Origin of the sequence: Lysinibacillus sp. NPDC093712, from assembly GCF_050280025.1 — a bacterium.
Classification (GTDB): Bacteria; Bacillota; Bacilli; order Bacillales_A; family Planococcaceae; genus Lysinibacillus.
This window is the reverse complement of the sequence record NZ_JBNNUU010000001.1, coordinates 139,581-164,277: the sequence shown is the minus strand read 5'-3', so window position 1 is coordinate 164,277 and position 24,697 is coordinate 139,581. Positions and strand designations below refer to the sequence as shown.

The following is a 24,697-nucleotide window of genomic DNA, read 5'->3' as shown; positions in this document are numbered from 1 at the left end:
TTTTTAATGACAGATGCAATATGTTTTGGGTAAACATGTCATAGAAACTCACTAACTAATGAATGGGTCTCAATATTAATTGCTTTTCCTTTCACTCGAGCTCTTATTTAAATTTTTTGCTGTGACATAAATATTCATGCTCTTATTTTCACACATTTGCCCACTCTAACATTATCGTTAAAAAATTTCGGCTACTTTTTACTGTACATCTGTTAAGAAATATATTATATTTTTTGATAATGTTCTCATGTTGATAACGTTTCAGTTAATCCATTGATAACATCTCTTTTCTTCAGATAGGGGGCTCGATTATGCTTAATAAAGCGGAGGTTTTAATGCATCCTGTAAGAATGAAAATTTTACAGGCACTGATGCATAATACAGAAGAAGGTTTAAGTACGTTAGAGATGATTTCTTTAATTAAAGATGTACCGCAAGCTACTTTATATCGCCATATTCAAATATTAATGGATGAAAACATTATTCAAATTGTAAAAGAACGCAAAGTACGTTCTGTTACGGAAAAATTTTATGCTTTAAATGAGGGAGCAGCAAAAATAGACGCGGAGGAGTGGTCCAAGCTAACGAAAAAGAAAAAACTCAACTATATTTCCTACTATCAGGTAGCATTACTGTCTCAATATCAAAATTATTTAAATTTATTTGAAGAAGATTGCATCGAGGATACAGCTACTTTTTCATTACTTGACTTATCTTTAACAAAAGAACAGTTTAACAACTTTCAAAATGATTTAAATGATTTATTAACGAAATACTATAATATGTCCGATTCAAGCAATAAGACTGAAACAAAAACAATTGCAGTAAATATTATTCCAAAATCTTAATTAACTACAACTATCTAGACAAAATAACTGGATTTAAACTGTAAAGAAATGGAGAAGATTAATGAAAAAAGGCAAGTCAGTTGAAAACATAAGAAAATTTATCATGATTATTATAGGCGCAATCGTCGCAGCATATGGACTTGAAGCGGTATTAATACCGAACAATGTTATTGATGGTGGCGTAACAGGTATTAGTATTATGGGTGCCCATTTATTCGGAATTCCGTTAGGGGTACTACTCTTTGTACTTAATATCCCATTTATTTATATTGGCTACAAACAAGTAGGAAAAACATTTGCATTAATGAGTAGTACTGGGATAGCTGCTTTATCGATTTCCACAGTCCTTTTACATGATGTTAAAACAATTTTAGGTCCAGAAGATCCTTTATTAATTGTCTTATCAGGTGGTATGTTACTCGGAATTGGAATAGGTATTGTCTTACGTAACGGTGGTGCATTAGATGGCTCAGAAGTGTTAGCCGTACTATTATCACGTAAAATTCCGTTTTCAGTCGGAGATATTATATTATTTATCAATGCCTTTATTTTCTTAGGGGCAAGCTTTATTTTCGGATTAGAAAGTGCATTATATTCAGCCTTAACGTATTATATTGCGAAAAATGTTATTGATATTATTCAAGTCGGTTTAGAAAAATCAAAAGACGTTCGTGTTGTCAGTGCAAAATCTGAGGAGATTGGTGATGCCATTCAAGCTCGTTTAGGTCGTGGTGTGACTTATACACAAGGGCGTGGCGGCTTTTCAAACGAACCAACTGAAATTTTAAACTGTGTCATTAACCGTATGGAAGAAAATAAGCTTGTGACAATTATTAAAGATATTGATAGCAGTGCTTTTGTCGTTATTTCTGATGTTTCAGAAGTTCGCGGTGGGAATTTCAAAAAACGAGATATTCACTAATACTAGAAGTAAGCAAGGTCATTACTTGCTTACTTCTTTTTATTTATTGCATTAAAGAGTTCGCAATTTTTTTTCATATTTTATACCTTTTATTAGGCATAATGCACCTACTAATACAACAGCTGATGCACCTATTAACGCATATTGATAACTGTCGGTATAGTTGGCCAATATTCCTGCTAGTGAAGGTCCAAGCAATTGCCCTAACGCATAGCCTGCTGTTAAAAGACCTAATATTTTATGACTATTTATAGGGACAATTTGCTTTGCTAAAGTAGTTGCTACTGTTGTAATCCCCATAAATGTAGCACCGAACACAAAAGCACTTGTATAAAGTGTAACAGTATTTGTTGTAAATGCTGGTAGGACAATGCCAAATGTCTGCAACAACATAGCTATGAATAATATTTTTACATAACCCCAACGTTGTGCGAGTTTTGACCAAATAAAGCAAGATGGAATAGCTGTAATCCCAACGACAAACCATACAAAGACTGCATCGCCCTGAAAGCTTGTTGATTCTTTTGCAATGGATACAATGAAAGTTCCAGTAATAATATAGCCGAGTCCTTCTAGACTATAGGCAAGTACTAGCCATTTTATCCACATTGTCGGTAGGGATGTTCGTATTACAGTAGCTTCGCTAGGTTCCTGTTGCACGTTAGGTATAATTGGCTTTATAAAAGCTACAATGAATATTAGCAAGATACTACTGAAAAAGGCTAAGGCAATCCAAGTACCATACCAGTTAAATAAAGCATGTATTGGTGATACAATTAAAGCACTTAATGCAATACCTATCCCAACACCACTATAAAAAATACCTGATAAGTGTGATTTCCTGCTATTTGCTAATTGATCAAGCACTAGGCTTGCAGCAACGACAAAAATAAAAGCACTCATTACACCAGAAATAAACCGAAGCACATACCAAACTAAAATCTCATCAGTGCACCCCATTAAACCAGTTGTTACAATACTTATAACTAATGCTAGTTGTAAGAAGGGAATCCGTTTATATTGTATTTGTAGACGCCCAACAATAATTGCACCTACAAAATAGCCTAAATAATTGCTCGTAGCTAAAAATCCTGCAGTTGCTCGACTAAATGCAAACGCTTCCTGCATGTACGGTAAAATGACCGTATACGAAAAACGACTAATGCCCATTGCAACGATGAATGCAAATACTCCTCCGATTAAATAATGTATTGTTTGCTTGTTCATATTTCCCCTCCCTCTCACATTCACTATAACTAATATTTCGGTATCACAAATAGAGCGGATTATTTATAATAGATATCAAATAAATTGATAGCTGGAGGAAATATCTTGAATTTTAATGATTTATTTATTTTTCGGACAGTCGTACAAGCGGGAAGTTTTTCTAAGGCAGCTGCAGAACTCAATTACTCACAATCTAATATTTCAATGAAAATACAAAATCTTGAAGAATTATATAATGTAACATTTTTTTATCGTGGGCATCGTGGGATTCGTTTGACACCTAAAGGAGAACAATTTTATGAAATCGTATTAAAAATGTTACATCTGTATGATAAATCTTTTGAAATGCTCCATGATACGGGAGAACAAAAAGGTTTTCTGCGTATTGGTTCAATGGAAACTACTGCTGCTCTCCATTTACCAACACTTTTAACTAAATTTCATAAGTCATTTGCACAGATAGAGTTAACAATTTTAACGAGTACATCGACGGAGAATATTAAACGATTAGAAAATTATGAGTTAGACGGTGCATTTGTTACAGGGCCTGTTTATAAAGAACATATTTTAGCAAAGGAATTTATTAATGAGGAGCTTGTAATCATTTCGTCAAATACGCATAAACGAATTGAGAAATTGCGCGATGTAGAAAATTGCACACTTATTACTTTCCGTCACGGCTGCTCTTATCGGGCTATTTTAGAACATTGGTTACATGAAGACGGTGTGCAACCACAGAAAAGAATGGAGTTTGGAACACTTGATGGAATTATAGGCTGTGTAGCTGCCGGACTTGGGGTAACTCTCCTGCCACGTGCAATCGCAGAAAAATATCTGGCTACGCAACCACTCGCCATCCATGTACTGGCAACAAAGCAAACACAAATCCCTACTTGGTTCATTTATCGTCAAGATGATTTTCAACCACCTGCGCTAACACATTTCATTGAATCGATTGGAGCGTACCAACAGCTTAGACAGCTGTAAAAATTGCCGATAATGACAGCCTTCAAAGACTGAGAAATAAGAGATGAAGATACTATTTTTAACAGCCTAACTATACCAAACATCATGCGATCGCTAGCTATACGAGATCAATGTCCAAGGCTACTTCACGACAATCTAAGCGGAAAAAGCTATACTAAATATAGTTATGAAACATTTTGAATTTATGTTATGAAGGAGAACTAAATGGACTTATTTATAGCTAGTGATCGCCAATTGCCAATCCGTTATTATGTAAATGAAGCTATTTGGATTCGCCGTGGTTGTTTTTCACCACCGCAATTAACATTGCCCTTTTTTGTGGAGGTCGAGATCAAAAACACTGTAAATTTACCAATCATCACGCAATATATCCTTGAATTCCAACGTCAATATAAGTACACAGAAATGCAAATTTTAATTAAGGACCAAACTATTTTTGCTGAAATGCATAATATGCTCACTGACCAGTTACTGAGCAATCACATAATTTCCATCTATCCACTTTTACCAAAGTAGTTGTTTGTAGAAAATGGCTTGGTTTTATCATATATTACTATTCAACACGAACTTATAACTAATGCATCATCTAAGATTAATTTTGTAAGTGCATGGTCATTAATTACAAATGGTACTTCAGATGGTTCAACCCAAATTCTAGTACACGATTCATGTTCTCGGAGAAAAGGTAAGCATTCAAGAACATCCATTCTAAAAAATGCCTGATAACCTATTACGGGATATTTACCTTTTGAATTAAACGATGGATTTTCTTTATGGCTCACTTCGATTGCACCTATGTATTGGACTGTTCCCTTTACATATCCCTCTTCATAGGACTCACGAAGTATAGCTTCTTCTATATTCTCCCCTGTTTCTAAGTGACCACCTGGATAATTAAAACCACGATGTTTTATATGTGATAATAATACCTTCCCATCTTTCATACACACGGCATGAACACTTGTCACAATTAATGTATTAGTTAATTTCATTTGAGGCATCCAAGTTAGTTTTACTTTGCCTCCATCCCAGTCAACAATTATAGTCTGCATATATCTCCCCCACTTTGTATATTTATCTTTTATTAAATATCCTTATATTTCCTTTCTATAACCTTTCACAAATCCCTCTTAAACAACAATCTTTTTTTCGTTAGCATCGTTAGCTACATTTAATTTTGAAAAAGCGATGTGGATTTCATCAAATTACAATCATTTTGAGAAACATTAAAAACATAAAATTATCCTTCTCTAAATATGCATACAATTGGGTTAAAAAGAATAGAAACCTAATAGAGAGATAATGCAAAATTTAGCAAATGAAAAATAAAGTGGGGTGTAGAAGAAATGCTTGAAATAAGTGATGCAAAAGAATTAGTACTCGGATTTGTGCAGCATGATCCATTGTTTGTCGTTCTACAACATACACCATTAGAAGAAACACTTTATGGTGATGCTTATTTAACACACATCCATGAAAAAGAATATTATAGTATTTCAGAAGTTGCAGGTTGGTTTGAAATAACGGATGCTATGCTTCGTTACTATATTAAACCTTTTGACCAGTATATTTTTGATAGCGCCTCTAATCATCAAATCACGAATATTCGGTTGGACCTTCCTGCCATTTTACGACTTCGTATGATACTACTTTTAAAGGACGAATACCGTGTAAAAGGCTTAAAACTTATTCTAGGAATTGATGATAGCGGTCAGCAAATTAAACATCAAATTACGGCTACCACTCTTACTTCATCAGATGATTTAGCTCATAAAGTCGATGTTTTAGGAAGTGTCCTACAGCAAATGATACAAACCGGTTTATTTCATATGGAACCTAATGAAAAGCTTGGGACATTGCACATTACGATTAACGAAGATTTTTTAGCTCAAAATGTTCTTTCTTCCGAATCAAGCCGCAAAATCGAAGACATCCAAAATGAAACAAATGAACTGAAACATATAAATAAAAATCTCCAAAAGCAAATGCTAGAGTTACAAGAAGGTAGTGTAAAGGATATCGTAAAAAAAATCCGTGAACGTCATATTGAAAATGAAATCGTTTCAACACTACGCACCGAAGCACTGCAACAATTTTCACTAGAGAATAAGTCAGGATTTTTCACAAAAATTTTTAGATCCTCACAAATTGAAATGGAAAAAGAGCAGTTTGTTGTTAGCTATATTTCACAACATTTAGAAGAACGCTTGGAAGCAGCACTCAATACGTATTACGATACCTGACACACAAACATTTCTGAATTGTTTGTGTGTCAGGCACCTCTGTCGGAAAACGACGTTAATTAAACTCATAATGGGCATGTTGCAGCCTGATAATGGTTCTATTCATGTATTTGAGTACAGTGTTCCCCATAACAGTTGTTAATGGAGCTAACTTCAAAAATGACGATTACAACCGACTATGTATATGGTGACAAAGATACGGCTATTTTTGATATTTTCAGCCCAATGCTTATCGGCTTCTTTGTTTTTTTTTGTTTTTTTAATTACGGGTATAGCCTTATTAAAGGAACGTACTTTAGGAACACTAGAGCGATTACTAGCAATACCAATTAAACGTTTAGAAATTGTTGCAGCTTATCTGATTGGTTACGGGTTGTTTGCCTTTATGGAGACTATTATTATTGTCATATGGCTCGTGTTCCTTATGAATATTTTAATTGCACTTGTATCGTTATCATTAGGCGCACTTTTATCTAGCTTCGCTGCCTCAGAGTTTCAAATGATACAATTTATACCCGATTGTTATTGTGCCACAAGTATTTTTTTCTGGTATTTTCCCACTTGACAATATGGCGCAATGGTTACAAAACATTGGTCACATCATGCCATTGTATTATGCAGCTGATGCATTAAATGCCGCTATGTATAAAGGATATTAATTTAATGAAATTCTAGTAAATTTAGTGATTCTAGCCTACTTTGCAATTGCCTTTATTATTTAGCTTAATAAAATATCGTTCATTATGACATTCTCTGCCTGCGATTATTGGCAGAGTTTTTTTGCTTAAGCATACAACAAAAATAGGAAATAAAACCATTTTGAAGGAGCATTTTTTGGTAGATTAATTTATAATAGATTCAATAGAATTATTACTAACAAAAAGGTGTGACCTTATGAGTGCAATAATGGAAATACAAAACATTTCTAAACAATATAAAGCCAAGAAAGTTTTAGACAATATTTCTTTCTCCATTTATTCCGAGGAAATTGTAGCGCTTGTAGGGAAAAATGGCTCAGGTAAGAGTACGCTATTAAAAATTATTGGAGGCATAGTGGATTGTGATTTTGGGGAAGTGAACAAGCATGTACCATCTTTAAAAATTGGGTACGTACCAGAAGTTACTCCTTCTCAGCTATTCTTTACGCCAGAAGAGTATCTTTTTCATATGGGTAAAATTAGCGGCATACCTAAAAAAAAATTACAACAAAAAATAGAAGACTTACTCAAAATGTTTAAAATGCAAGAAGCTCGTACAACAAGAATGATTAATTTTTCAAAAGGCATGAAGCAAAAAATCATGATCATGCAGGCGATGCTTGAAGAAACACATCTTCTCATCTTGGACGAACCCCTATCTGGACTTGATCCTCGTGCTCAAAATGATTTAGAAAACATCCTTTTGTCCTTAAAAGAAAATGGCTACAGTATCGTTTTAACATGTCACGAAACAAAATTATTAGAAAATCTTGTGGATCGGGTCTTATTAATTCAAGATGGCCAAGTGATGCAAATGGAGGCATTCTCGGAAACCGCTATTCCAAGCAATCAATTAGTTTTTGAGTTTCCCAGTCAAAGTTCACTGGAGGAATGCCTTCCTCTTATTCAAATCAAACAGATGCGCACATTAACTAATGGCTATCAAGAGATAATGGTAACGGTTAGCCAGGAGAATACCGATAAGATCTTATTGGCATTACTCCAGCGAAAGGCTGCCATTAAACAGCTTATCCCTATAAATCATAAGAAGGACCAATTTTATAACCATTTCTAGGAGGTTTACAGGTAAATGATGAGTTTATTGCACTATCAAATGATAAATTATCTAAGAACTTATAAATATATCCCCCCTTTTTTTATTTTCATTTTATGTACGGTAGTCAATTATGCATTTGTGCCAAATCCAATATTAGATAGTTACTCGTTTACTTCGACTCTTCTCTTCTTGTTAATGGGATGGTTTACAGTAACAATATTTCATGCAGAGGATGAAGGACAAAAAGTAATAACTATACTACATTCTAAAGGGGAAAAAGCGTATTTTCGAGCGCTTTATTTGATTTGTATGGCGATTGGATTTTGTCTCAGCTGGGTGTCAGTAATGTACCCTATTATGATAGATGCATTTGGTGAGAAGCCAAGAACTTTACATATAGTATTGGGCTTCTTAGCTCACTTTAGCCTATCGATTCTTGCTACTGGACTCTCTGCTCTTTTCACAAGGGACCTGGTGAAAAATAAACAAAATTCTTGGTGGGGTGTTCTTAGTATTCTAATCATTTCAATAGCAATTGTCTCCTTGAAACATGAAGTAAAAGGTTTTATATGGCTATTCCCCCCTGTACATCTTTCTTTAGAAATGATGAGTTCAGATGATAGCCTTCAAGCAATACCAGCCATCTTTTATTGGCAATTTATTTGGATTTTTATTTATAGCTTGCTACTAATACGTTTATTCTTCTTTATGTTGCATCGTAAAAAGAAAATATAATAAGTGCCAGACACCCAAACAATTCTGAAAATTGCGAGTGCCTGGCACCTAAATTATTAGTCTAGTAATCCTTTTAACTGCTCAATTTCAGTAACTGTTAGCTCTGTTAATTCTACGATTGTTTCAACATCGGTGTTTCTTCTTAATAATTTCAATGCTATTTCCGTCTGCTTCTTTTTTTCTCCGTGTTTGATACCTTGTTCAATGCCCTGCGCAATGCCTTGCTCTATTCCTTGTTCTATTCCTTTTTCTATCCCTTTTTCTATCCCTTTTTCTATTCCTTGTTCTATTCCTTGTTCTATTCCTCGTTCAAATCCTTTTAATAGCCCTTCTTTCTCAGCTATATATTTAGTATCTTCTAGCTTCGCCGCTTCATCAAGGATATATTTCAAACGAGATTGGTAGGCATAATAATCTTCAGGTGACCGACTTAAATCTTGCCAAACATTAAAAGCATTGAATAACTCCTCATCTTTCATGGCGAGCTCCTCCAATTCCAAATAGATTTCTTCATAGACTTTCTCTTTGCGTCCATCGACCATTCCTATTAGCATTAACCATTTAGCAAGTACATTTTTACAAGAATTTAATTGCTTTGCATACCATTGCTTTATAAATTTATTCATGTCGATAAAATGAATTTCGAGCACATCATCCATTTTAAACTTCTCAAAATTGTCGTAAAGTTGGAAAATAGAATGATAATTATCTGTTTGTTCAAATAAACTAAAATTACAAATATTGATAGTAATTGTTGGTCGTAGTTTATGGTAACCCATTCCTTTACGAAGCTGAGAAGTATAAATTCTTGACCAATAATACAGTGTTCTTTTCATCATATCGTATTGATTTGTTAGTTGAATTTCAACATTAATAAATAAGTCATTTTGTGTTTTAACTAGAATATCCAAGCGTGATTGCTTATCATCTACATGCTCGCTACCAAATTCTTGCCTCATAAAAGAAATCTCATTAATAGCGTTGTGGCCAGTGCGATTTAAAATAGCATTTAGGAAAGCCACAGTAATGTTTTTATTCTGCTCAGTGCCAAAAAATTGTTTAAATGCATAATCTACCTTTAAATCTACAAATCTCTCAAGTGGGATTTTACGTAAAGTCTTTACACTCATTCGCATCACTCCAATTGATTTACCTCAATTATAACATTTTGTCGATTTAGGAAAAAATGAAATAGGCTTAAATCATTTGTTACTGCTAAGCCATAAAAAAACAATCTCCTTTTTAAAAAGGAAATTGTTCATGAATCATGATTGATTTTCAAGCAAAAAATCTAAAAATGTTTCTTCTGACATTACATGAATGTTATTTCTTCTTAGTAGTGCCGTTGTCACACCTACCCCCACTATTTTGGAATCATTAAAATGACCATTATAAATCACTGCACTACCACAAGAAGGGCTGTTTTCTTTTAATATGACCGTGGTAGCGCCTATTTCAAGCGCTTTCTGCAATGTCCCATATGCTCCTTTAATATAAAGCTCAGTTACATCCCGACCAGATTTTTCTAACACAACAACTTTTCCATTAAGGACATCCTCACCGTCTCCACCAACAATTTCTGCTGGTTCTCTTGGTGTAGTAAATCCACCCATTAATTCTGGACAAACTGTAATCGCTTTGTTTTCTTTTACAAGCTGTTGGATGCTTTCATTTAAACTATCTGTACCGTTATAACGTACCTTTAACCCTGCTAAACAGCTACTTATTAACATAATAATCTGGTGCCTGGCACACAAACAATTCTGAATATTTAGAGTGCCTGGTACCCTAAACTCTTAAAACATTTGTTGAACTAATAATGGAATTTCACTTAATTCGTCGATATTATAATCTGCTTTTTCTGTTGGACTTGCATCATTTCTTTTCCAAACCGCTATCATTCCCACATTTTTGGCGGCCTCTATATCGTTCATTGCATGATCGCCAACAAACATACTTGATGCGGCATTTACTTTTAATTTAGTTAAAGCACGTGCAAATATTTCAGGGTTTGGCTTTTTCATGTCCTCCCATTCAGAAATCAAAATGACCTCAAATTTTTGCTCGATGCCAAGAGCTTGTATATTATCTAGTTGGAATTGCCCGTAACCATTCGTAATTATGCCAAGCTTGATATTTTGTTGTTGTAATTCATTAAGCATACGATGCAGATGCTGAAAAGGAATACAATAATGCTTGAAGTTGGAAACATAATCATCAAGTAACTCTTTTACTGGATAATCTGTTAAATTAAATTCATTTATCAATTGTTTATAAACTTTATCCTTCCAAACGTATCCATTATTGTCCAGTTCGATAAATCGACTGATATAGTCCTCTTTTGGAATACTTGAGAGTTTAGGAGCTAGACGTTCATATTGATGTGAAACAAAAGCAATCAGTGACTTCTCTCTGTCTAACAATGTACCATCTAAATCAAACAGCACACTATTTCGGTGCCTGGCACACAAACAATTCAGAATATTTTGGGTGCCTGACACCGTAATTAAGGTGTAGACTGTGCGTTTAAATTTGCTACCTTCTCTTGCTGTTTCATGACGATCCATTTACCGCATAACATTACTATCAATGCTAAAAATACAATAACTCCTGCAAAGATGAGTGCTGCTTTATAGCTGTTGTATATTACTACAAGCTGTCCAGCAATTATTGGCCCTATTATTTGTCCGAATGCATAAAATGTTGTTAATACTGACACGACTGGGCCACTCTGGGTTGGAAAAAGCTGTCTAGCATATGCGGTTGTTAATGTTACAATGCCAACGAATGTTAAGCCAAATAAAAATGAAGACAATAAGACACTCCACACTGTTTGTGAAAATACAGGTAACAAAATCCCTAGCACTTGCAATATGTAAGCCACAAACAAAATTTTAATTGCAGAGAACTTTTCTAATAAAACTGTCCAAACGGGAGCAGATGGAATTGCCGCTACTCCAACAATGACCCAGCTATAAGAAGAATACGCTTGGAGCGATGGGATGTTATGAATAATATCTACTAAAAATGTCCCTGTAATAATATAGCCAAGCCCCTCAAGCCCATATGCAGCAATTAGCCAAGGCATAAAACCTCGCGACATTTTTGTATCAGACGATTTAGAAACTTTCACGCTATCGTGAACTTGTAAATTTCTCCATAAGATAAATGTGATAATTAATAAAATTGCTGATAAAATTCCTAAGCCAATCCAAGTACCTTGCCAAGCAAAACGTACTTCAATGAAAGGTACGAACAAGCCAGATATGGCAATGCCAAGCCCTATACCGCTAAATAAATAACCTGACCACTTTGTCAGTGACTGTTTAGCTAAATAATCCATAATAATACTAGATGTTAAAACAAATATAAGCCCTCCTGTAATCCCTGCAACTAAGCGCAGGATAAGCCAAACACTATAAATTTCAATTAGCCCCATAAGGACAACAGAAATGACGTTTAACACAACACTCAACAGTAAAAAATTTTTCTTTTGTCGATAGATAAAACCAGCCCACAATGCACCAATAAAATAACCAATATAATTACTGGATGCTAAAAAGCCGGCAACATTAAATGAAAAACCGACATCCTCCCGCATAAATGGCAAAATAGGTGTAAAAGCAAAACGGCTAATGCCCATTGCTACTACGAGCAACAATACTCCTCCAAATAATACCCCTATATGTTGACGATTCATCGCATCCCCTCCCCTTTTATTGTTAATAAAAGGATACTTAATGAACATTAATAAAGCAAACATATAATTTATAAAATTTTTCCAGTATTCAATTTATAAAACAATATTTTATCTATGTTGCACCGATTTTTTTTACAAAAAAGACTCAAGTATTTACACTTGAGTCTTTTGGTAAATCTATTTAATTAATAATTGGCTCTTAAACTAATGATGATAAATAAAATGATCAAAAAAACGAGAAAACATAATCCCAATATAATAATAACTTTTTTACCATACATACTTAATCACATTCCCTCTAAAAATTAATTGAATGTTAAAAGTGATTGGTATTTTACAACTTTACTAGTTGATTTAATTACCATTTTCCAGGAAACTCCTACTTTATTTAATACAGCAACATTAATTTCCAAGCGTCTTCGATAGTCTCCACCACCTTTAATTGATAATAATTCTCACTTATATTTTATTTAAAAATCCCTAGGATGCCAACCCCTCAGTTCTCTCCCACATCACTATATATTTCCATTCCATAAAATTGTTGTAAGACTCTTTTCATTTTAAGTTAATTCCCCTTATATCTCTATTAAATCAAAAAGCTTTTATTCGTTTTTTTATAGACTTTACAGTTTAATTGTCCTATAATATTCCCTGCTGATACTAAAAAACGAACGTTGAGGTGTAAACCATGAGAGAATATACGCAAATTTTTAAAGGGACGGCTTTTTCAAGTAAGTCTCCAAAAGAAGTACAAATTTTAAAAGATTATCTATTTTGCATTAATGCTGACGGTATGATAGAGAAGGCTGTTGCTCCCGAACATCCGGATTATCAACCATTACTTAATACATACGAAGGGAAAGAAAACTTCCACCAACTAACTGACGGACAGTACTTCTTCCCAGGCTTTGTCGACTTACATGTACATGCACCGCAATGGGCACAGGCTGGAACTGCTTTAGACATCCCTCTAAATGACTGGCTGAACACATATACCTTTCCAATCGAATCTAAATTCTGTGATTTAGCATTTGCCAAAGAGGTCTATGAAGATTTAGTTAGTACCCTACTTGCCAATGGCACAACTACATCGTTATACTTTGCAACTGTCCATAAAGAGGCGAGCTTATTGTTAGCTGAAATATGTGCAACAAAAGGACAACGTGGTCTTGTCGGGAAAGTTGTCATGGATGACCCTGAACAAAATCCTGAATTTTATCGTGATGCAAACACAGATACAGCATTAGCAGACACAGAAGAATTTATTTTAGCTGTTAAAGAATTAGCAAAAACTACAAAACAAGGTGTATATCCCGTTGTAACGCCTCGCTTTATTCCAAGTTGTACAGATAGTGCATTAAAAGGTTTAGGTGAATTGGCTGCTAAATATGATACTCATATCCAATCTCACTGTAGTGAGAGCGATTGGGAGCATGGTTATGTACAGGACCGCTTCAACAAAAATGACGCCTATGCGTTACATGACTTCGGTCTATTAGGTGATAAGTCTGTTATGGCACATTGCAATTTTTTAAACGATGAAGATGCAGAATTATTTGCTGAAACAGGTACAGCGATCGGTCATTGTCCAATCTCAAATGCTTATTTTGCTAACAGTGTCATTCCAATTGCCCGTTTCCATTCAAAAGGGGTGGATATTGGTTTAGGATCAGATATTTCGGGTGGCTTCTCTCCGAGTCTTTTCGATAATGCAAAACAAGCTGTTATGTCATCTAGAATGTTGGAAGATGGTGTTGATACAGCGCTACCTGCAGACAAACGTGGCGTGCCACATTCACGCATTACAATTAATGAAGCATTTTATTTAGCAACAGCTGGCGGTGGAGAGAGTTTAAGCCTACCAGTTGGTCGCTTACAAGAAAACTTTACGTGGGATGTTCAAGTAATCGATACAAAAATAGCATCTGCCAAACTTCCAATCTATGATAACAATGAAGAATTGATCGATATCTTCCAAAAAATCATGTATCTTGTTCGTCCTGAAAATATTCGTGAAGTGTGGGTGCAAGGTACTAAAGTTCATGAAAGAAGCAAATAATTTAACGCGAACAATGCTCTCCCCTTCGCTGTAGCAACAGTTGGAGATTACGAACCAAGAAAGATTCAAATACTAATCATCATATAAAAACTTAAACTTTGAGGTGTACATCTTAGTGGAAACGCAAAAAAACAATCTAGCAAACGATAAAAGTAATACCACGCATTTAACCGTTTTACCCGATGAAAAAGTGCCATTTAGCCAATCAGTTCTTCTAGGTTTACAGCATGTTATGGCAATGGACGTCTATGTAGTTCCCTTCCTTATTGCGATGTTAATAGGTTTGCAATCAGGTCAATCAAGTGCATTGATACAATCGACTTTTATTGCAGCAGGGATTGCGACGATTGTTCAAACTCATTTCTGCATGAAGCTACCGATCGCACAAGGGCCATCTTATGTACCACTAGGCGCAATTGTCGGTATATATGCAGCTAGTGGCAGTGGCGAACTTGGTTGGAGCTCTGTATTAGGAGCAAGCTTAATTGGTGCCATTTTTGTCATTATTTTAGGCTATACAGGTATTTTCAATAAAATTGTTAAAATTTTTATTCCTCCAATTGTAGGAGGTACAATTATTTTCGTAGTTGGATTATCGCTAATGCCAGTTGGTTTAAGTAGTAATATTTTTGAAGGTGCTGGTGCTACGATAAACCAAAATATTTATTTAGCTCTTATTTCAGCTATCGTATTAATTGTTTGTGTAATGCTAGGCTCTGTGTTCCGTCAAAAAGGTCGTGCATTTCGTATCGCATCTGTCATTATCGCGTTACTTATAGGTTGTATCGCTGCAAATATAATGGGTGTATTAGATTTATCAGCAGTTGGAAAAGCAAAGTGGTTTAGCTTACCACAAATTCCTTTTGCAGATTTTGGCTTTACATTTAACTTTTCATCTATTTTGACAATGATCATTATTTACATTGTATTAATGGCTGAAACAACAGGTACATGGTTTGCGGTTAGTAATGTCATTGAAAAACCATTGACAGATAAGCAAATCAATCGTGGGGTAATCGGAGAAGGTATTGGCTGTTTCATCGCCTCATTATTAGGTTCGACACCAGTAACAGGCTATTCAACGAATGCAGGTGTTATTTCCATTACAGGTATTGCAAGCCGTCGTGTCTTTATTGCTGCAGGTGCTTGGTTTATTTTGTTCGGTTTTTCTGGTAAATTAGCTGCATTAATTTCTGCTATTCCATCGGCAGTTATCGGTGGTGTCTTCGTTATCGTTTGTGGCATCATTGCGATTAGTGGGTTACAAGTAATGAAAAATGAACGCATCGGCGAAAAAGAAATGTACGTCATCGCTGTACCAGTCATTTTAACATTAGCGCTAACATTACTACCGAAAGATTTCTTATATTCTTTACCAACAACGGTTCAATATTTATTCGGCTCTCCCGTAGCAACCGCTGCTCTAGCTGCCATTCTTTTAAATAAAATATTACCGAACGTTAAATAGATTAATATAGTATGAGACTGTAGATAAACTTACAATGTGAGTTTGCCTACAGTCTCTTTTGTTTCGTTCAATTAACGAAATAAATAATGCTATGATGGATTTACTGCAATAATATGAATGGAAAGAGAACGATATTGAAGTAAGACTAAAAGGTTCCCACGATATTAGCGAAATAGGATCGCCATTACTGCAACTATAATGAATGAAGACGGCACAATTGAAAATGTTGATTGAAGAGGAAAAAATAACGATGCCTTCTAAAGACGGATATTATATTATGAAATCCATGCTTTAAATTTGTATTTGATGGGAATGTAGAATATTTAGGATCATCCACAAAGCAACTGCCTATGGACTTCAATTGCTTTGAGTAAGATGTATACGAAAACTAAATAATTGCAATAAAAAAGACAAAATACCTTAAGAGTGCCACCCTCTTAAGGTATTTTGTCTTTTTTATGTTGACTCTTTCGTAGTTTGTTCAAAATCACATAAATCAATCCATTTTTGAATAGACAGGATGACTTCTTGAAACGCTAAGCCGTTCGGTGTTAACGCATATTCTACTTTTTTTATCGATGAATCAATATATTTTTTCTCAATTAGTCCTGCTTGAACAAGCTCATTTAATCGTTCTGTTAGCAAACGATCAGAAATGCCAGGGATAGTGGCATGTATTTCATGATACCTTTTTGGACCAGGCAATAACGTATAGATGATCATGCCCATCCAACGTTTTCCTATAAATTCAATTGCCTGATGGTAGCTACTACATATATGTGAACAATTAGATTTAGTCATATAATAACCTCCCATTTTTAAATTCCGTATTTCTATTGTAACACATAAAATTTTTTATTTGACGTATAAACTTACTAATGGTAAGATTCTAATTATCAACTTACCATTAGTAAGTTTTAAGGAGGACATTATGTCAATAACAAATAACAAAGCGAATCTATATACAATCATGGAGGATCGAAAATCAGTGCGTGTTTATGATCCTACTTTTAAAATACCTCAAGCAGAGCTTGAAGAAATCATTCAAGAAGCAACAAGTGCACCGTCATCTAGCAATCTACAAGCATGGAGATTTCTTGTTATTCAAGATGAAGCAGTGAAAACAGAGCTTCGTGCTATTGCCAATAACCAAGAACAAGTTGAAACATCATCAGCAGTTATTGCGGTGTTAGGAAATGCCGAAATGTATCAACAAGTTGAACAAATTTATACACAAAATGTCGCAGAAGGTCATATGGGTGATGCACAGAAGGATTTAATGATTGCGAATACCCTACGCACTTACCCATCTGCCCCATTAGAAGTACGAAAAAATATTGCTACATTTGATGCAGGTCTTATTTCAATGCAACTTATGCTTATCGCCAAAGAAAAAGGCTATGATACTGTGACAATGGGCGGTTTTGATAAAGATAAATTTGCTGAACGATTTGAATTACCAGAGCATATTTTCCCTGTAGTCCTTATTGCTATCGGTAAAGGTGCTGCACCTGCTTATGGCTCGTCTCGTTTACCGTTAAAAGATATTGCTCGTTTTATTTAAAACAAACGAAGAGGCTGAGACATAACTAGCTTATATTAAGAGAAAGAGAAATCGATGACATCCGATTTCTCTTTTTTTCTTTGGTATACTATATCCTTGTAAACGTCCAAGTATCTCCAAAAATTTTCTGGCAGTAATGCAAAACCCATTTCGTTTCAACCTTTGATTCTCCATAAACAGGAAAATAGAAACGCAAATTAGGCCATAAAAACTAAAAACTGGTTCCTTATTTTATTGAGGCTTATTTCCAGCCTCCCTATAATTGAGAACGAAGAAGTTCGAATTTATGCATTGCAGCGCTTTGTCTGACATCCACTTGCTCATTTAATTTCGCGAGATTATTATTAAATGTATGAAATTTGCTTGTAGAATTGGCATTAAACATACCGTCTGCTGAGTAGTTATATGGATTCGCTGGCTCATTTACACCGTAAAATGGATTATAAGGATTAGCCGTAAGTGAAGAAAGCGAGGCAGCTTTTGTATAAGTTTCTGATTTTTGCGGGTCGTGCTTTTTTACGATTGCCTCCACATCTGACTTTTGTTGTTCAGATAATTGGATTTTTGGATTGGATAATACGGATTGTGCATATTTAGCAACAGTTGCGCTATGGTTTGATGTAATATACATAGAAAACATTCCTTTCGTAAATAATGAATTTAAAATTTGTTACTAATTTCATTTAATTTACTATAAATATTATAGAAGTTAGCATTGTTACTTGACTTATTTTTTGGGTAATAAAAGTTACTTAGATAATTTGATGAATTAAATGTACTTAGATTAAACCCATTTGTTAAATTATCTAAAGGGTTAGAGGAAGTTCCTAAAAAACTATTATTGATACCTGACATTAATAAATCACTAAAGCCTGCACTATTCATACTAGCAGCACCAATTAATTTCCACATTTGACTGTTTTGCATAGTCAGAGCATCTGTTTTAGCCACTTCTTTAGTAAAATGTTGCGTTGTCTCATTTAAAACTTCTTGGAAAGTCTTTTTTTGTTGCGCAGACAAATTTAATTTTGGATTACTTACGATTTTCGCTAAATAACTTTGGATAGGCAAATAACTATTAGTATAGATGGACATACAATCACCTCGAATTAAAATCTTACTTTTTATTTCGACGCAACTAGTCTGAAATATTTAAATGTGTCATGAAAAACGTTTTACATGTCATGAATGAAAATACTCTCTATGCTTAGCATAGAGAGTAAAAGGATTATAATTGTGCATGAAAATGTAGCAAAACATGTAATTCAAACACTTGATGGTCTGTATTGATTTGAATGTCCCCATTATATTTTTTGGCGATATCTTGTATAATTTGAAGACCAAGCCCACCCCGATAGTTGTTTTCATTCACAAAAGAGGGTATTGGGTTTTTAATTGTTAAAATATACGTACATTTATGCTGTATCGAATGAATACAAATCGAAGCACTAGGGCGATTTTTTGTAGCAGTCAGTGCGTTGTCTAGTGCGTTATGAAGAATAATACACAAATCATATACATCGCAATGTTCATAGCTTGGATACGTGAACGTAGACTCAATCACAACAGATTGTGCCTGCGCTTTTTTTATTTTTTCTTGAATTAATAAGTCAACAACCGCATGACCAGTAACAGAAGGAGTCACTTTTGAATCCATCTGCTGTTGCATACTGTTTAAATAAATACTAGCTTCTGTTAATTGTTTCGTTTCAATAAGCCTCTCTACTGTTGCCGAATGGTTTTTTACATCATGTTTTAACAGTTGCATGTCTTTGTATAGGGCATCGATACTTTGAAGATGGGCTTGTAGTTGCTGGGATTGATTTACAAGTACTAGCTGCTTTTGCTGCTGTACACGTTGTAAGTCCAGTTTTTGCACTAAAATAAGCACACCAAACATTGCTACTATTGTGATGCAATTATGGACTCCCCAATATTTTAAAAACTGATTAATAACGTCTGGGTCGATTGGGTCGCCTATGACCTGATGATATTTGTTCATCATAAAATAGCTCGACATTCCAATAAGTGGCGGAAGAATAAGTAGTAAAATTTCCCGATTTGCAAACATACGTGGATGCATATGTATACATTTTTCGTAAAAATGAATGACACACCATAGACCAATGATGTATAAAGCAAGTAGCACAAGCATCATCCAAATTGTATAGCTAAAGTACCCTATTGTTACATCGAACAGGTGGGGAATAATCCATTTTTCTACTAAGAAAAGCGATAGGTCACTAATTGGGCGGTACAAAATAATGACAATCGTTGGTGCCATCCACCGTATTGAAAAATAAGTAATGACAATGAAGAACTTTAAATAGACAGAGTTATTTTTTAGTGGTAGTAATAATAAAAAAGCAGTTAATGATGCAAATAAATAGACGCCAAAATTTGAAATATCACCTATAAACCATTCTAGTACCATAACCGTGATAAAATAGCCGATTGAAATAATTAGTAAATACGAATGCTGAATAAAAATTCGACAAAAACGGTAGAAAAAATAGGCTGTACAAATTTGCATAGACCAATTAAATATATTATTTACCATTTCAAAGTAACTATAACTAATCATGTATGTATATATCCTTTTTGCTGTATGTAATCCATATAAGTTTGAATGAACTGTGTATATTTCTTTTGCGAAAGTGTTAATATAGTTCCATTATCTAGTATAATTTGTTGCTTAGTATAGCTTGTAATATAGTTGAGGTTGACTAAATAAGAACGATTGATTCGGAAAAAGCTGTTGCCGAGATTTTCTTCATACTGTTTGAGTCGCCCTATAAATGTGTATGAGCTATTTTCTATATGCACTGTTAGTTTACGACCGAATACTTCAATGTAGTAGATTTCGTGGTAAAAAACTTTTTTTAAGTCAAAGCCAAATTTAATAACAAGATATGGGGAATCTATAGATTGACTAGAACGGTTTTCAAGTGCTGTATGTAATACCTCGTATAATTTTTTCGTGTCAAATGGTTTCAATAAATAATGAAATGCTTGAACATCAAATGCTCGGAAAACATATTGTTCAAAGGCAGTTACAAAAATAATTGGGTTTAGCTGCTGGCGAGCTCTTAATTTTTCAGCTACGGTTATACCTTTGATATCAGGCATTTCGATATCTAAAAATAATACATCAAAAGAACCGACTTGATTTAATAATTCAAGCCCATTTTGGAATTGTTTAATTTGGGCGTTAGGGTAACGTAGTTTAATTTTAGATGCAATCGCGTTCGTTATTGCTTTTTCATCATCGCATATCCAAATATTCAAAGAAATCACCTCTCTTGTTCGAAAGTCTATCATTAAAATGTGGAAAGTCAAACGGTCCCAGGCTACATCCAAAGAAAGCACCCGCTGAGACGAACATTAACGTGAACCGCAAAAAAGTGTTAGATTGATCGTAGTCAATCTAACACTTTTCTTGGTTTGTCCAAGCACATTTTAATCATTAATTATGCTTAAAAACTCATGCCAATGATTTAATCGCGGCAATGCTACAAGCTGATTATACGATTGATTTTTTAATATTACTTTCGTCTTAATACCTTGTAGCGTTTCTAACACTGCCGGTTTATCATCAACGTAAACATCTAAATCAAGTTCTTTAATAATAGCTACTTTCTCCACATCCTGCATACCACAATAGAAATGACCCTCTTCTACAGGGAAACCTTGCGCTTTCATCCATTGTTGTGTTTGTTGACAATATTGCTTTGGACGTGACGTAATATAATAAATTTCATGTCCTTGCTGATGTAATGCTTGCAATGTTTCAAGGGCCGCTTCGAAAATTTGACAATCCGTAAAATAGATTTCATCCAAAGAGCTGTTCCACATTGCAGAGCCTTCTGCATCCGTTAAGCCAAAGGGCTCATGAATTTCTACCCTTTGCAAAGCTTGAAAGGTTTCGTCTGTTATATTTTTGCCTAGCTTTTTATTATAAAGCGAAAAGGCATGTGCACGTAAATCGATCAGCGTATCATCTATATCAAAGCCAAATTTCATCTATATTTTCTTCCTTTCAAGATGCCTGGTCTATAAAGTGAAAGGCAAAAGTTTGTTCTTTTTCAATTTGTTGCGCTAATACTTCTTCAATCGCCTGTTCTCGCAGTTGCTGAAAATCTCTCACATTAAACTGTTTAATCGAATCTTCATTTATTAAAGACGCAAGACAATCAGCATCCTTTAGCGCGCTATTTAAGCCGAATGCGCCAGTAGGTGTCATCGTATGAACGGCATCGCCTAAAAGGACAAGTCCTTGTGTCCCCCAACAGTCACAATGACTACTAAACACATCAAGTAAGACAAAATCTTGCCATGAACGAATATGGTGAGTAACGGTTTCCTCTAATTCAGGAAAAGCCTTTATAAGCTGGCTAATAAACGGAGTAATTGCCTGTTTTCTGAGCTCTGGAAAATCACCCTGTTTAATATTCCAACCAATTTGAATATAGCCCCCTGTCTGTGAGAAAAGCGACAATTGCATATCATTGATGAGCGCCATTTTAATAGCTGGCTCCCAATCTTGAGGTGCAGGAATTTTTGCCCATAGTAAATCAAAACCATGCTTGTGCTTTTGAATGGCAATATGTGCACGCTTGCGAATTGTAGAATATCGGCCATCAGCACCTATTATAAGCTGGCTCTTAATTTCAATCGTTTCTTCGTCCTTTGTCGCGATAACACCGACATATCGTCCTAAAGAATCTGTCTTTAGTGTTGTCACCTTTGTATTTAGGAAACACTTAAAATTTTGGAAGTGAGCTGTATGTTGAAGTATTCCTTTAAGCAAATGTGCTTGGGGAACGTGAATACCTAAATGTCCTACAGAAGCATCTGGAAAAATTGTTTTAAACGCTTCGCCCTTCGCATAATATTCTAGTTTTTCCATTCGTAATAAGCCAAGAGCTTCTATTGCTTCAAAAAGATGATGATTTTTAAGAACAGTCTCTCCCTCTTCATTTAAATGTTCACCGCGAAAAGCCTGCCCAAGTGCGGAGCTTTGCTCTAGCAGTATCACGGACAGACCCTTTTTCGCTAGCAAATACGCAAGAAGTGCACCACTTGGTCCAGCACCTACTATACATACATCCGCTTGAAAATTCACTTACCTTCACCTTTTTTCGGATAAGCAATAATGCGTAAATCTTGCCCTACCTTATCGAAAGAAGCAAATTCTACATCCCACGCTTCATCCATTGTTGCCGCATTATAGCCCGCAAATGGCGTTAAAGATAAACTTCCACCTAGAACTTTAGGTGCTACGTAAATAACGTATTTATCGATGGCTGCACTTTGTAAAAATGAAGCATTAATCGCACTACCACCCTCGACCAAAATATCAGTTACCCCATGCAAATAAAGTTTTTCTAACATATCATCAATATGAAGACCTTCATTACCATTTCGAACAGGTAGAACAGTGACACCTTTAGACTCTAAAGTGTCGATTTGCTCTTGCATAACATCCTCACTGCATACAATAATCGTTTTCGCTTCTTCTACATTTAGAACATTGGCATGTGCAGGTGTACGAAGAGAGCTATCCATAATGATGCGTATTGGATTTTTACCGTGGCGATCGTTTAGTCTCGTCGTTAAAGATGGATTATCAGCAATCACTGTTCCAACGCCGACTAATATTGCATCTACTTCGTGACGAATATGGTGGACATCCTCTCGAGCTTCTGCACCAGTTACCCATTTAGAATGCCCCGTATGCGCTGCGATTTTCCCATCTAATGTCATAGCGTATTTTGAGATAATAAAAGGTCGTTTTGTTATCATATTGTGTATGAAGCGTTCGTTTAAACGTCGTGATTTTTCTTCTAACACACCTACCTCAACCTCAATACCTGCATCACGCAATAATTGAATACCATTACCTGCTACTGCTGGATTAGGATCTTGCATCGCTACTACAACACGGCTCACTTCTGATTCCTTGACTAAATTAGCACAAGGGGGCGTTTTACCGTAATGTGAACATGGCTCAAGCGTTACATAAAGAGTAGCACCTTTTGCATGCTCGCCTGCCATACGAAAGGCATGCACTTCCGCATGTGGTTCCCCCGCTTTTCGATGTAAACCAGTGCCTACGATAACACCATCTTTTACAATAACAGCTCCTACAAGAGGATTGGGGTTCGTATTCCCTCTTGCACTCGCTGCCAAATCTAATGCTAACTGCATGTATTTTTCATCTGTCGTCATCTTTGTACCCTCCACTTACTTCACTTCCGGATATGACCAGATTTTTCTACCTTAGTATCTAAATAAAAGCGATTTGTCTCAGTCAAACCTCCCCATAATGGGATATGTCCATCTGCTGCTAAACCGTGCATCTGTAAAGCAGATAGCTTCTTCGGATTGTTTGTAATCAATGTAGCAGGCTTCGAACGAAGAGCCGTTAATACCGTAACCGCTTCTTCATACGAACGCGTATCATCTTGGAAGCCAAGTGCAAGGTTTGCTTCTACAGTATCTAAACCTTCTTCCTGTAATAAATAAGCAAGAGATTTAGAAAATAGACCGATGCCACGTCCTTCATGATCGGCTAAATAGAAAATCGCTCCGCACCCATGATCGACAATCATTTTCATAGATTCATGTAATTGATAACCACAGTCACAGCGTTGGCTACCAAATATATCGCCAGTATGGCAAATGCTATGCATGCGGATTAAAGCATTTTCTTCACTGGCGAAATCACCGTAAACTAGTACGGATGATTGCTGAGAAAATGCTAAATTTGCCGTTGCTAGCCCATCCATTATTTCTTCTTTTGACAAATTGCCATCAACCTTTAACCAGTTATACCATTGAAAAATCGCTGAAAATCCACCTTGCTTAATAGGTAACTTTACTGGACCTACTAGACAAATATTTTCTGTTTCAGAATGCTTTACAATTGTCATTTTGTCTTTCACTATATCCACTACTTTAGTAGTAATTGTCATATTTATCGCCAACTTTCTATTCTAAACATTTAGTTGAATTTGCTAATTAAACGTTTCTACTTGCCTAACTTACTTAACGTAACTTAGTTTATAATAATAACTGAAAACTGTCAAACAACAGCCCTTTTTTATTAAAATATCATATCTTAATAAAAAGCTGTTAAATGATGCTTAAATCATATACTAATAGCTTATGGAGGTGCTATTTTTTC

At 35.1% G+C, this 24,697-nt stretch carries 25 protein-coding genes and 1 pseudogene; 11 read left to right on the top strand and 15 right to left on the bottom strand.

The genetic code is table 11. The annotated features are described in order from the left end of the window. The first annotated feature begins 311 nt into the window (after window positions 1-311). Both ACQKNX_RS00865 and ACQKNX_RS00860 read left to right on the top strand, forming a co-directional pair. On the top strand, window positions 312-848 hold the full coding sequence (locus ACQKNX_RS00865; RefSeq protein ID WP_427427144.1) for a helix-turn-helix domain-containing protein: 537 nt from the start codon (window positions 312-314) through the stop codon (window positions 846-848). A 61-nt stretch (window positions 849-909) separates the two neighbouring features. Then, complete coding sequence (locus tag ACQKNX_RS00860) at window positions 910-1,770, top strand: YitT family protein (protein WP_427427143.1); 861 nt, start codon at window positions 910-912, stop codon at window positions 1,768-1,770. Window positions 1,771-1,821: 51 nt separating this feature from the next. On the opposite strand, the gene ACQKNX_RS00855 is transcribed toward ACQKNX_RS00860, so the two are convergent. Further along, complete coding sequence (locus ACQKNX_RS00855; protein WP_427427142.1) at window positions 1,822-2,997, bottom strand: YbfB/YjiJ family MFS transporter; 1,176 nt, start codon at window positions 2,995-2,997, stop codon at window positions 1,822-1,824. 105 nt (window positions 2,998-3,102) lie between these two features. Here ACQKNX_RS00855 and ACQKNX_RS00850 point away from each other — a divergent pair, with 105 nt between their 5' ends. Then, complete coding sequence (locus tag ACQKNX_RS00850) at window positions 3,103-3,984, top strand: LysR family transcriptional regulator (RefSeq protein ID WP_427427141.1); 882 nt, start codon at window positions 3,103-3,105, stop codon at window positions 3,982-3,984. 204 nt (window positions 3,985-4,188) lie between these two features. After that, window positions 4,189-4,500: a hypothetical protein gene (locus ACQKNX_RS00845; protein WP_427427140.1), complete on the top strand. Its 312-nt coding sequence runs from the start codon at window positions 4,189-4,191 to the stop codon at window positions 4,498-4,500. A gap of 41 nt (window positions 4,501-4,541) precedes the next feature. Here the strand turns inward: ACQKNX_RS00845 and ACQKNX_RS00840 are convergent, their stop codons facing one another. Next, window positions 4,542-5,036, bottom strand: a complete 495-nt coding sequence (locus ACQKNX_RS00840; RefSeq protein WP_427427139.1) for an NUDIX domain-containing protein — start codon at window positions 5,034-5,036, stop codon at window positions 4,542-4,544. Between the two features lie 294 nt (window positions 5,037-5,330). Between ACQKNX_RS00840 and ACQKNX_RS00835 the strand changes: the two genes are divergently transcribed. The 4 genes and pseudogenes from ACQKNX_RS00835 (at window position 5,331) to ACQKNX_RS00820 (ending at window position 8,717) form a co-directional block, all read left to right on the top strand. Continuing rightward, entirely contained in the window at window positions 5,331-6,227 is an 897-nt protein-coding gene (locus ACQKNX_RS00835) for a hypothetical protein (RefSeq protein ID WP_427427138.1), read from the top strand. A gap of 156 nt (window positions 6,228-6,383) precedes the next feature. Further along, window positions 6,384-6,880 (top strand): annotated as a pseudogene (locus ACQKNX_RS00830) (ABC transporter permease); the annotation flags it as partial. 241 nt (window positions 6,881-7,121) lie between these two features. Next, complete coding sequence (locus ACQKNX_RS00825; protein WP_427427137.1) at window positions 7,122-8,000, top strand: ABC transporter ATP-binding protein; 879 nt, start codon at window positions 7,122-7,124, stop codon at window positions 7,998-8,000. A gap of 15 nt (window positions 8,001-8,015) precedes the next feature. Further along, a complete protein-coding gene (locus ACQKNX_RS00820; RefSeq protein WP_427427136.1) occupies window positions 8,016-8,717 on the top strand; it encodes an ABC transporter permease in 702 nt (233 codons plus the stop codon). A gap of 56 nt (window positions 8,718-8,773) precedes the next feature. Here the strand turns inward: ACQKNX_RS00820 and ACQKNX_RS00815 are convergent, their stop codons facing one another. The 4 genes from ACQKNX_RS00815 to ACQKNX_RS00800 form a co-directional block, all read right to left on the bottom strand. Continuing rightward, entirely contained in the window at window positions 8,774-9,847 is a 1,074-nt protein-coding gene (locus ACQKNX_RS00815) for an Rpn family recombination-promoting nuclease/putative transposase (protein ID WP_427427135.1), read from the bottom strand. A gap of 135 nt (window positions 9,848-9,982) precedes the next feature. Continuing rightward, window positions 9,983-10,453 carry a DUF523 domain-containing protein gene (locus ACQKNX_RS00810; protein ID WP_427428244.1) on the bottom strand — a complete coding sequence of 157 codons (471 nt, stop codon included), beginning with the start codon at window positions 10,451-10,453 and terminating at the stop codon, window positions 9,983-9,985. A 60-nt stretch (window positions 10,454-10,513) separates the two neighbouring features. Continuing rightward, window positions 10,514-11,164 (bottom strand): HAD family hydrolase, encoded by a 651-nt coding sequence (locus ACQKNX_RS00805; protein WP_427427134.1) that lies wholly within the window; start codon window positions 11,162-11,164, stop codon window positions 10,514-10,516. A 59-nt stretch (window positions 11,165-11,223) separates the two neighbouring features. Then, window positions 11,224-12,417: a YbfB/YjiJ family MFS transporter gene (locus ACQKNX_RS00800; protein ID WP_427427133.1), complete on the bottom strand. Its 1,194-nt coding sequence runs from the start codon at window positions 12,415-12,417 to the stop codon at window positions 11,224-11,226. 688 nt (window positions 12,418-13,105) lie between these two features. On the opposite strand from ACQKNX_RS00800, the gene guaD reads away from it, so the two are divergent. Both guaD and ACQKNX_RS00790 read left to right on the top strand, forming a co-directional pair. Then, window positions 13,106-14,476: a guanine deaminase gene (guaD, locus tag ACQKNX_RS00795; protein ID WP_427427132.1), complete on the top strand. Its 1,371-nt coding sequence runs from the start codon at window positions 13,106-13,108 to the stop codon at window positions 14,474-14,476. 115 nt (window positions 14,477-14,591) lie between these two features. Then, complete coding sequence (locus tag ACQKNX_RS00790; RefSeq protein WP_427427131.1) at window positions 14,592-15,944, top strand: uracil-xanthine permease family protein; 1,353 nt, start codon at window positions 14,592-14,594, stop codon at window positions 15,942-15,944. Between the two features lie 456 nt (window positions 15,945-16,400). Here ACQKNX_RS00790 and ACQKNX_RS00785 read toward each other — a convergent pair whose 3' ends face one another. Then, window positions 16,401-16,745: a winged helix-turn-helix transcriptional regulator gene (locus ACQKNX_RS00785; RefSeq protein WP_340825448.1), complete on the bottom strand. Its 345-nt coding sequence runs from the start codon at window positions 16,743-16,745 to the stop codon at window positions 16,401-16,403. Window positions 16,746-16,881: 136 nt separating this feature from the next. Between ACQKNX_RS00785 and ACQKNX_RS00780 the strand changes: the two genes are divergently transcribed. After that, window positions 16,882-17,508 (top strand): nitroreductase family protein, encoded by a 627-nt coding sequence (locus tag ACQKNX_RS00780; RefSeq protein ID WP_427428243.1) that lies wholly within the window; start codon window positions 16,882-16,884, stop codon window positions 17,506-17,508. 256 nt (window positions 17,509-17,764) lie between these two features. On the opposite strand, the gene ACQKNX_RS00775 is transcribed toward ACQKNX_RS00780, so the two are convergent. From ACQKNX_RS00775 to ACQKNX_RS00740, 8 genes are all read right to left on the bottom strand, one after another. Beyond that, window positions 17,765-18,139, bottom strand: a complete 375-nt coding sequence (locus ACQKNX_RS00775) for a hypothetical protein (RefSeq protein WP_427427130.1) — start codon at window positions 18,137-18,139, stop codon at window positions 17,765-17,767. A gap of 29 nt (window positions 18,140-18,168) precedes the next feature. Continuing rightward, window positions 18,169-18,603 carry a hypothetical protein gene (locus tag ACQKNX_RS00770; RefSeq protein WP_427427129.1) on the bottom strand — a complete coding sequence of 145 codons (435 nt, stop codon included), beginning with the start codon at window positions 18,601-18,603 and terminating at the stop codon, window positions 18,169-18,171. A 133-nt stretch (window positions 18,604-18,736) separates the two neighbouring features. Beyond that, complete coding sequence (locus ACQKNX_RS00765; protein ID WP_427427128.1) at window positions 18,737-20,092, bottom strand: sensor histidine kinase; 1,356 nt, start codon at window positions 20,090-20,092, stop codon at window positions 18,737-18,739. Continuing rightward, window positions 20,089-20,796 (bottom strand): LytR/AlgR family response regulator transcription factor, encoded by a 708-nt coding sequence (locus tag ACQKNX_RS00760; RefSeq protein WP_427427127.1) that lies wholly within the window; start codon window positions 20,794-20,796, stop codon window positions 20,089-20,091. The genes ACQKNX_RS00765 and ACQKNX_RS00760 overlap by 4 nt, the downstream gene beginning before the upstream one ends. A gap of 171 nt (window positions 20,797-20,967) precedes the next feature. Further along, window positions 20,968-21,531, bottom strand: coding sequence for a 5' nucleotidase, NT5C type (locus ACQKNX_RS00755; protein WP_427427126.1), 564 nt, complete (start codon window positions 21,529-21,531; stop codon window positions 20,968-20,970). Window positions 21,532-21,547: 16 nt separating this feature from the next. Further along, window positions 21,548-22,633, bottom strand: coding sequence for an FAD-dependent oxidoreductase (locus ACQKNX_RS00750; RefSeq protein ID WP_427427125.1), 1,086 nt, complete (start codon window positions 22,631-22,633; stop codon window positions 21,548-21,550). Then, window positions 22,630-23,739, bottom strand: coding sequence for a bifunctional diaminohydroxyphosphoribosylaminopyrimidine deaminase/5-amino-6-(5-phosphoribosylamino)uracil reductase RibD (ribD, locus tag ACQKNX_RS00745; protein WP_427427124.1), 1,110 nt, complete (start codon window positions 23,737-23,739; stop codon window positions 22,630-22,632). The genes ACQKNX_RS00750 and ribD overlap by 4 nt, the downstream gene beginning before the upstream one ends. A 20-nt stretch (window positions 23,740-23,759) precedes the next feature. Next, the gene (locus ACQKNX_RS00740; RefSeq protein ID WP_427427123.1) at window positions 23,760-24,485 is read right to left on the bottom strand and encodes a GTP cyclohydrolase II; all 726 of its coding nucleotides are present in this window, start codon (window positions 24,483-24,485) and stop codon (window positions 23,760-23,762) included. Window positions 24,486-24,697: the final 212 nt, after the last annotated feature.

What these genes read in the sequence shown, in the direction of transcription:
- ACQKNX_RS00865 (WP_427427144.1), top strand. Translation starts at nt 312, where the DNA reads ATGCTTAATAAAGCGGAGGTTTTAATGCATCCTGTAAGAATGAAAATT.
- ACQKNX_RS00840 (WP_427427139.1), bottom strand. Translation starts at nt 5,036, where the DNA reads ATGCAGACTATAATTGTTGACTGGGATGGAGGCAAAGTAAAACTAACT.
- ACQKNX_RS00785 (WP_340825448.1), bottom strand. Translation starts at nt 16,745, where the DNA reads ATGACTAAATCTAATTGTTCACATATATGTAGTAGCTACCATCAGGCA.
- ribD (WP_427427124.1), bottom strand. Translation starts at nt 23,739, where the DNA reads ATGACGACAGATGAAAAATACATGCAGTTAGCATTAGATTTGGCAGCG.
- ACQKNX_RS00835 (WP_427427138.1), top strand. Translation starts at nt 5,331, where the DNA reads ATGCTTGAAATAAGTGATGCAAAAGAATTAGTACTCGGATTTGTGCAG.
- ACQKNX_RS00765 (WP_427427128.1), bottom strand. Translation starts at nt 20,092, where the DNA reads ATGATTAGTTATAGTTACTTTGAAATGGTAAATAATATATTTAATTGG.
- ACQKNX_RS00770 (WP_427427129.1), bottom strand. Translation starts at nt 18,603, where the DNA reads ATGTCCATCTATACTAATAGTTATTTGCCTATCCAAAGTTATTTAGCG.
- ACQKNX_RS00820 (WP_427427136.1), top strand. Translation starts at nt 8,016, where the DNA reads ATGATGAGTTTATTGCACTATCAAATGATAAATTATCTAAGAACTTAT.
- guaD (WP_427427132.1), top strand. Translation starts at nt 13,106, where the DNA reads ATGAGAGAATATACGCAAATTTTTAAAGGGACGGCTTTTTCAAGTAAG.
- ACQKNX_RS00775 (WP_427427130.1), bottom strand. Translation starts at nt 18,139, where the DNA reads ATGTATATTACATCAAACCATAGCGCAACTGTTGCTAAATATGCACAA.
- ACQKNX_RS00845 (WP_427427140.1), top strand. Translation starts at nt 4,189, where the DNA reads ATGGACTTATTTATAGCTAGTGATCGCCAATTGCCAATCCGTTATTAT.
- ACQKNX_RS00755 (WP_427427126.1), bottom strand. Translation starts at nt 21,531, where the DNA reads ATGAAATTTGGCTTTGATATAGATGATACGCTGATCGATTTACGTGCA.
- ACQKNX_RS00740 (WP_427427123.1), bottom strand. Translation starts at nt 24,485, where the DNA reads ATGACAATTACTACTAAAGTAGTGGATATAGTGAAAGACAAAATGACA.
- ACQKNX_RS00860 (WP_427427143.1), top strand. Translation starts at nt 910, where the DNA reads ATGAAAAAAGGCAAGTCAGTTGAAAACATAAGAAAATTTATCATGATT.
- ACQKNX_RS00855 (WP_427427142.1), bottom strand. Translation starts at nt 2,997, where the DNA reads ATGAACAAGCAAACAATACATTATTTAATCGGAGGAGTATTTGCATTC.
- ACQKNX_RS00825 (WP_427427137.1), top strand. Translation starts at nt 7,122, where the DNA reads ATGAGTGCAATAATGGAAATACAAAACATTTCTAAACAATATAAAGCC.
- ACQKNX_RS00815 (WP_427427135.1), bottom strand. Translation starts at nt 9,847, where the DNA reads ATGAGTGTAAAGACTTTACGTAAAATCCCACTTGAGAGATTTGTAGAT.
- ACQKNX_RS00800 (WP_427427133.1), bottom strand. Translation starts at nt 12,417, where the DNA reads ATGAATCGTCAACATATAGGGGTATTATTTGGAGGAGTATTGTTGCTC.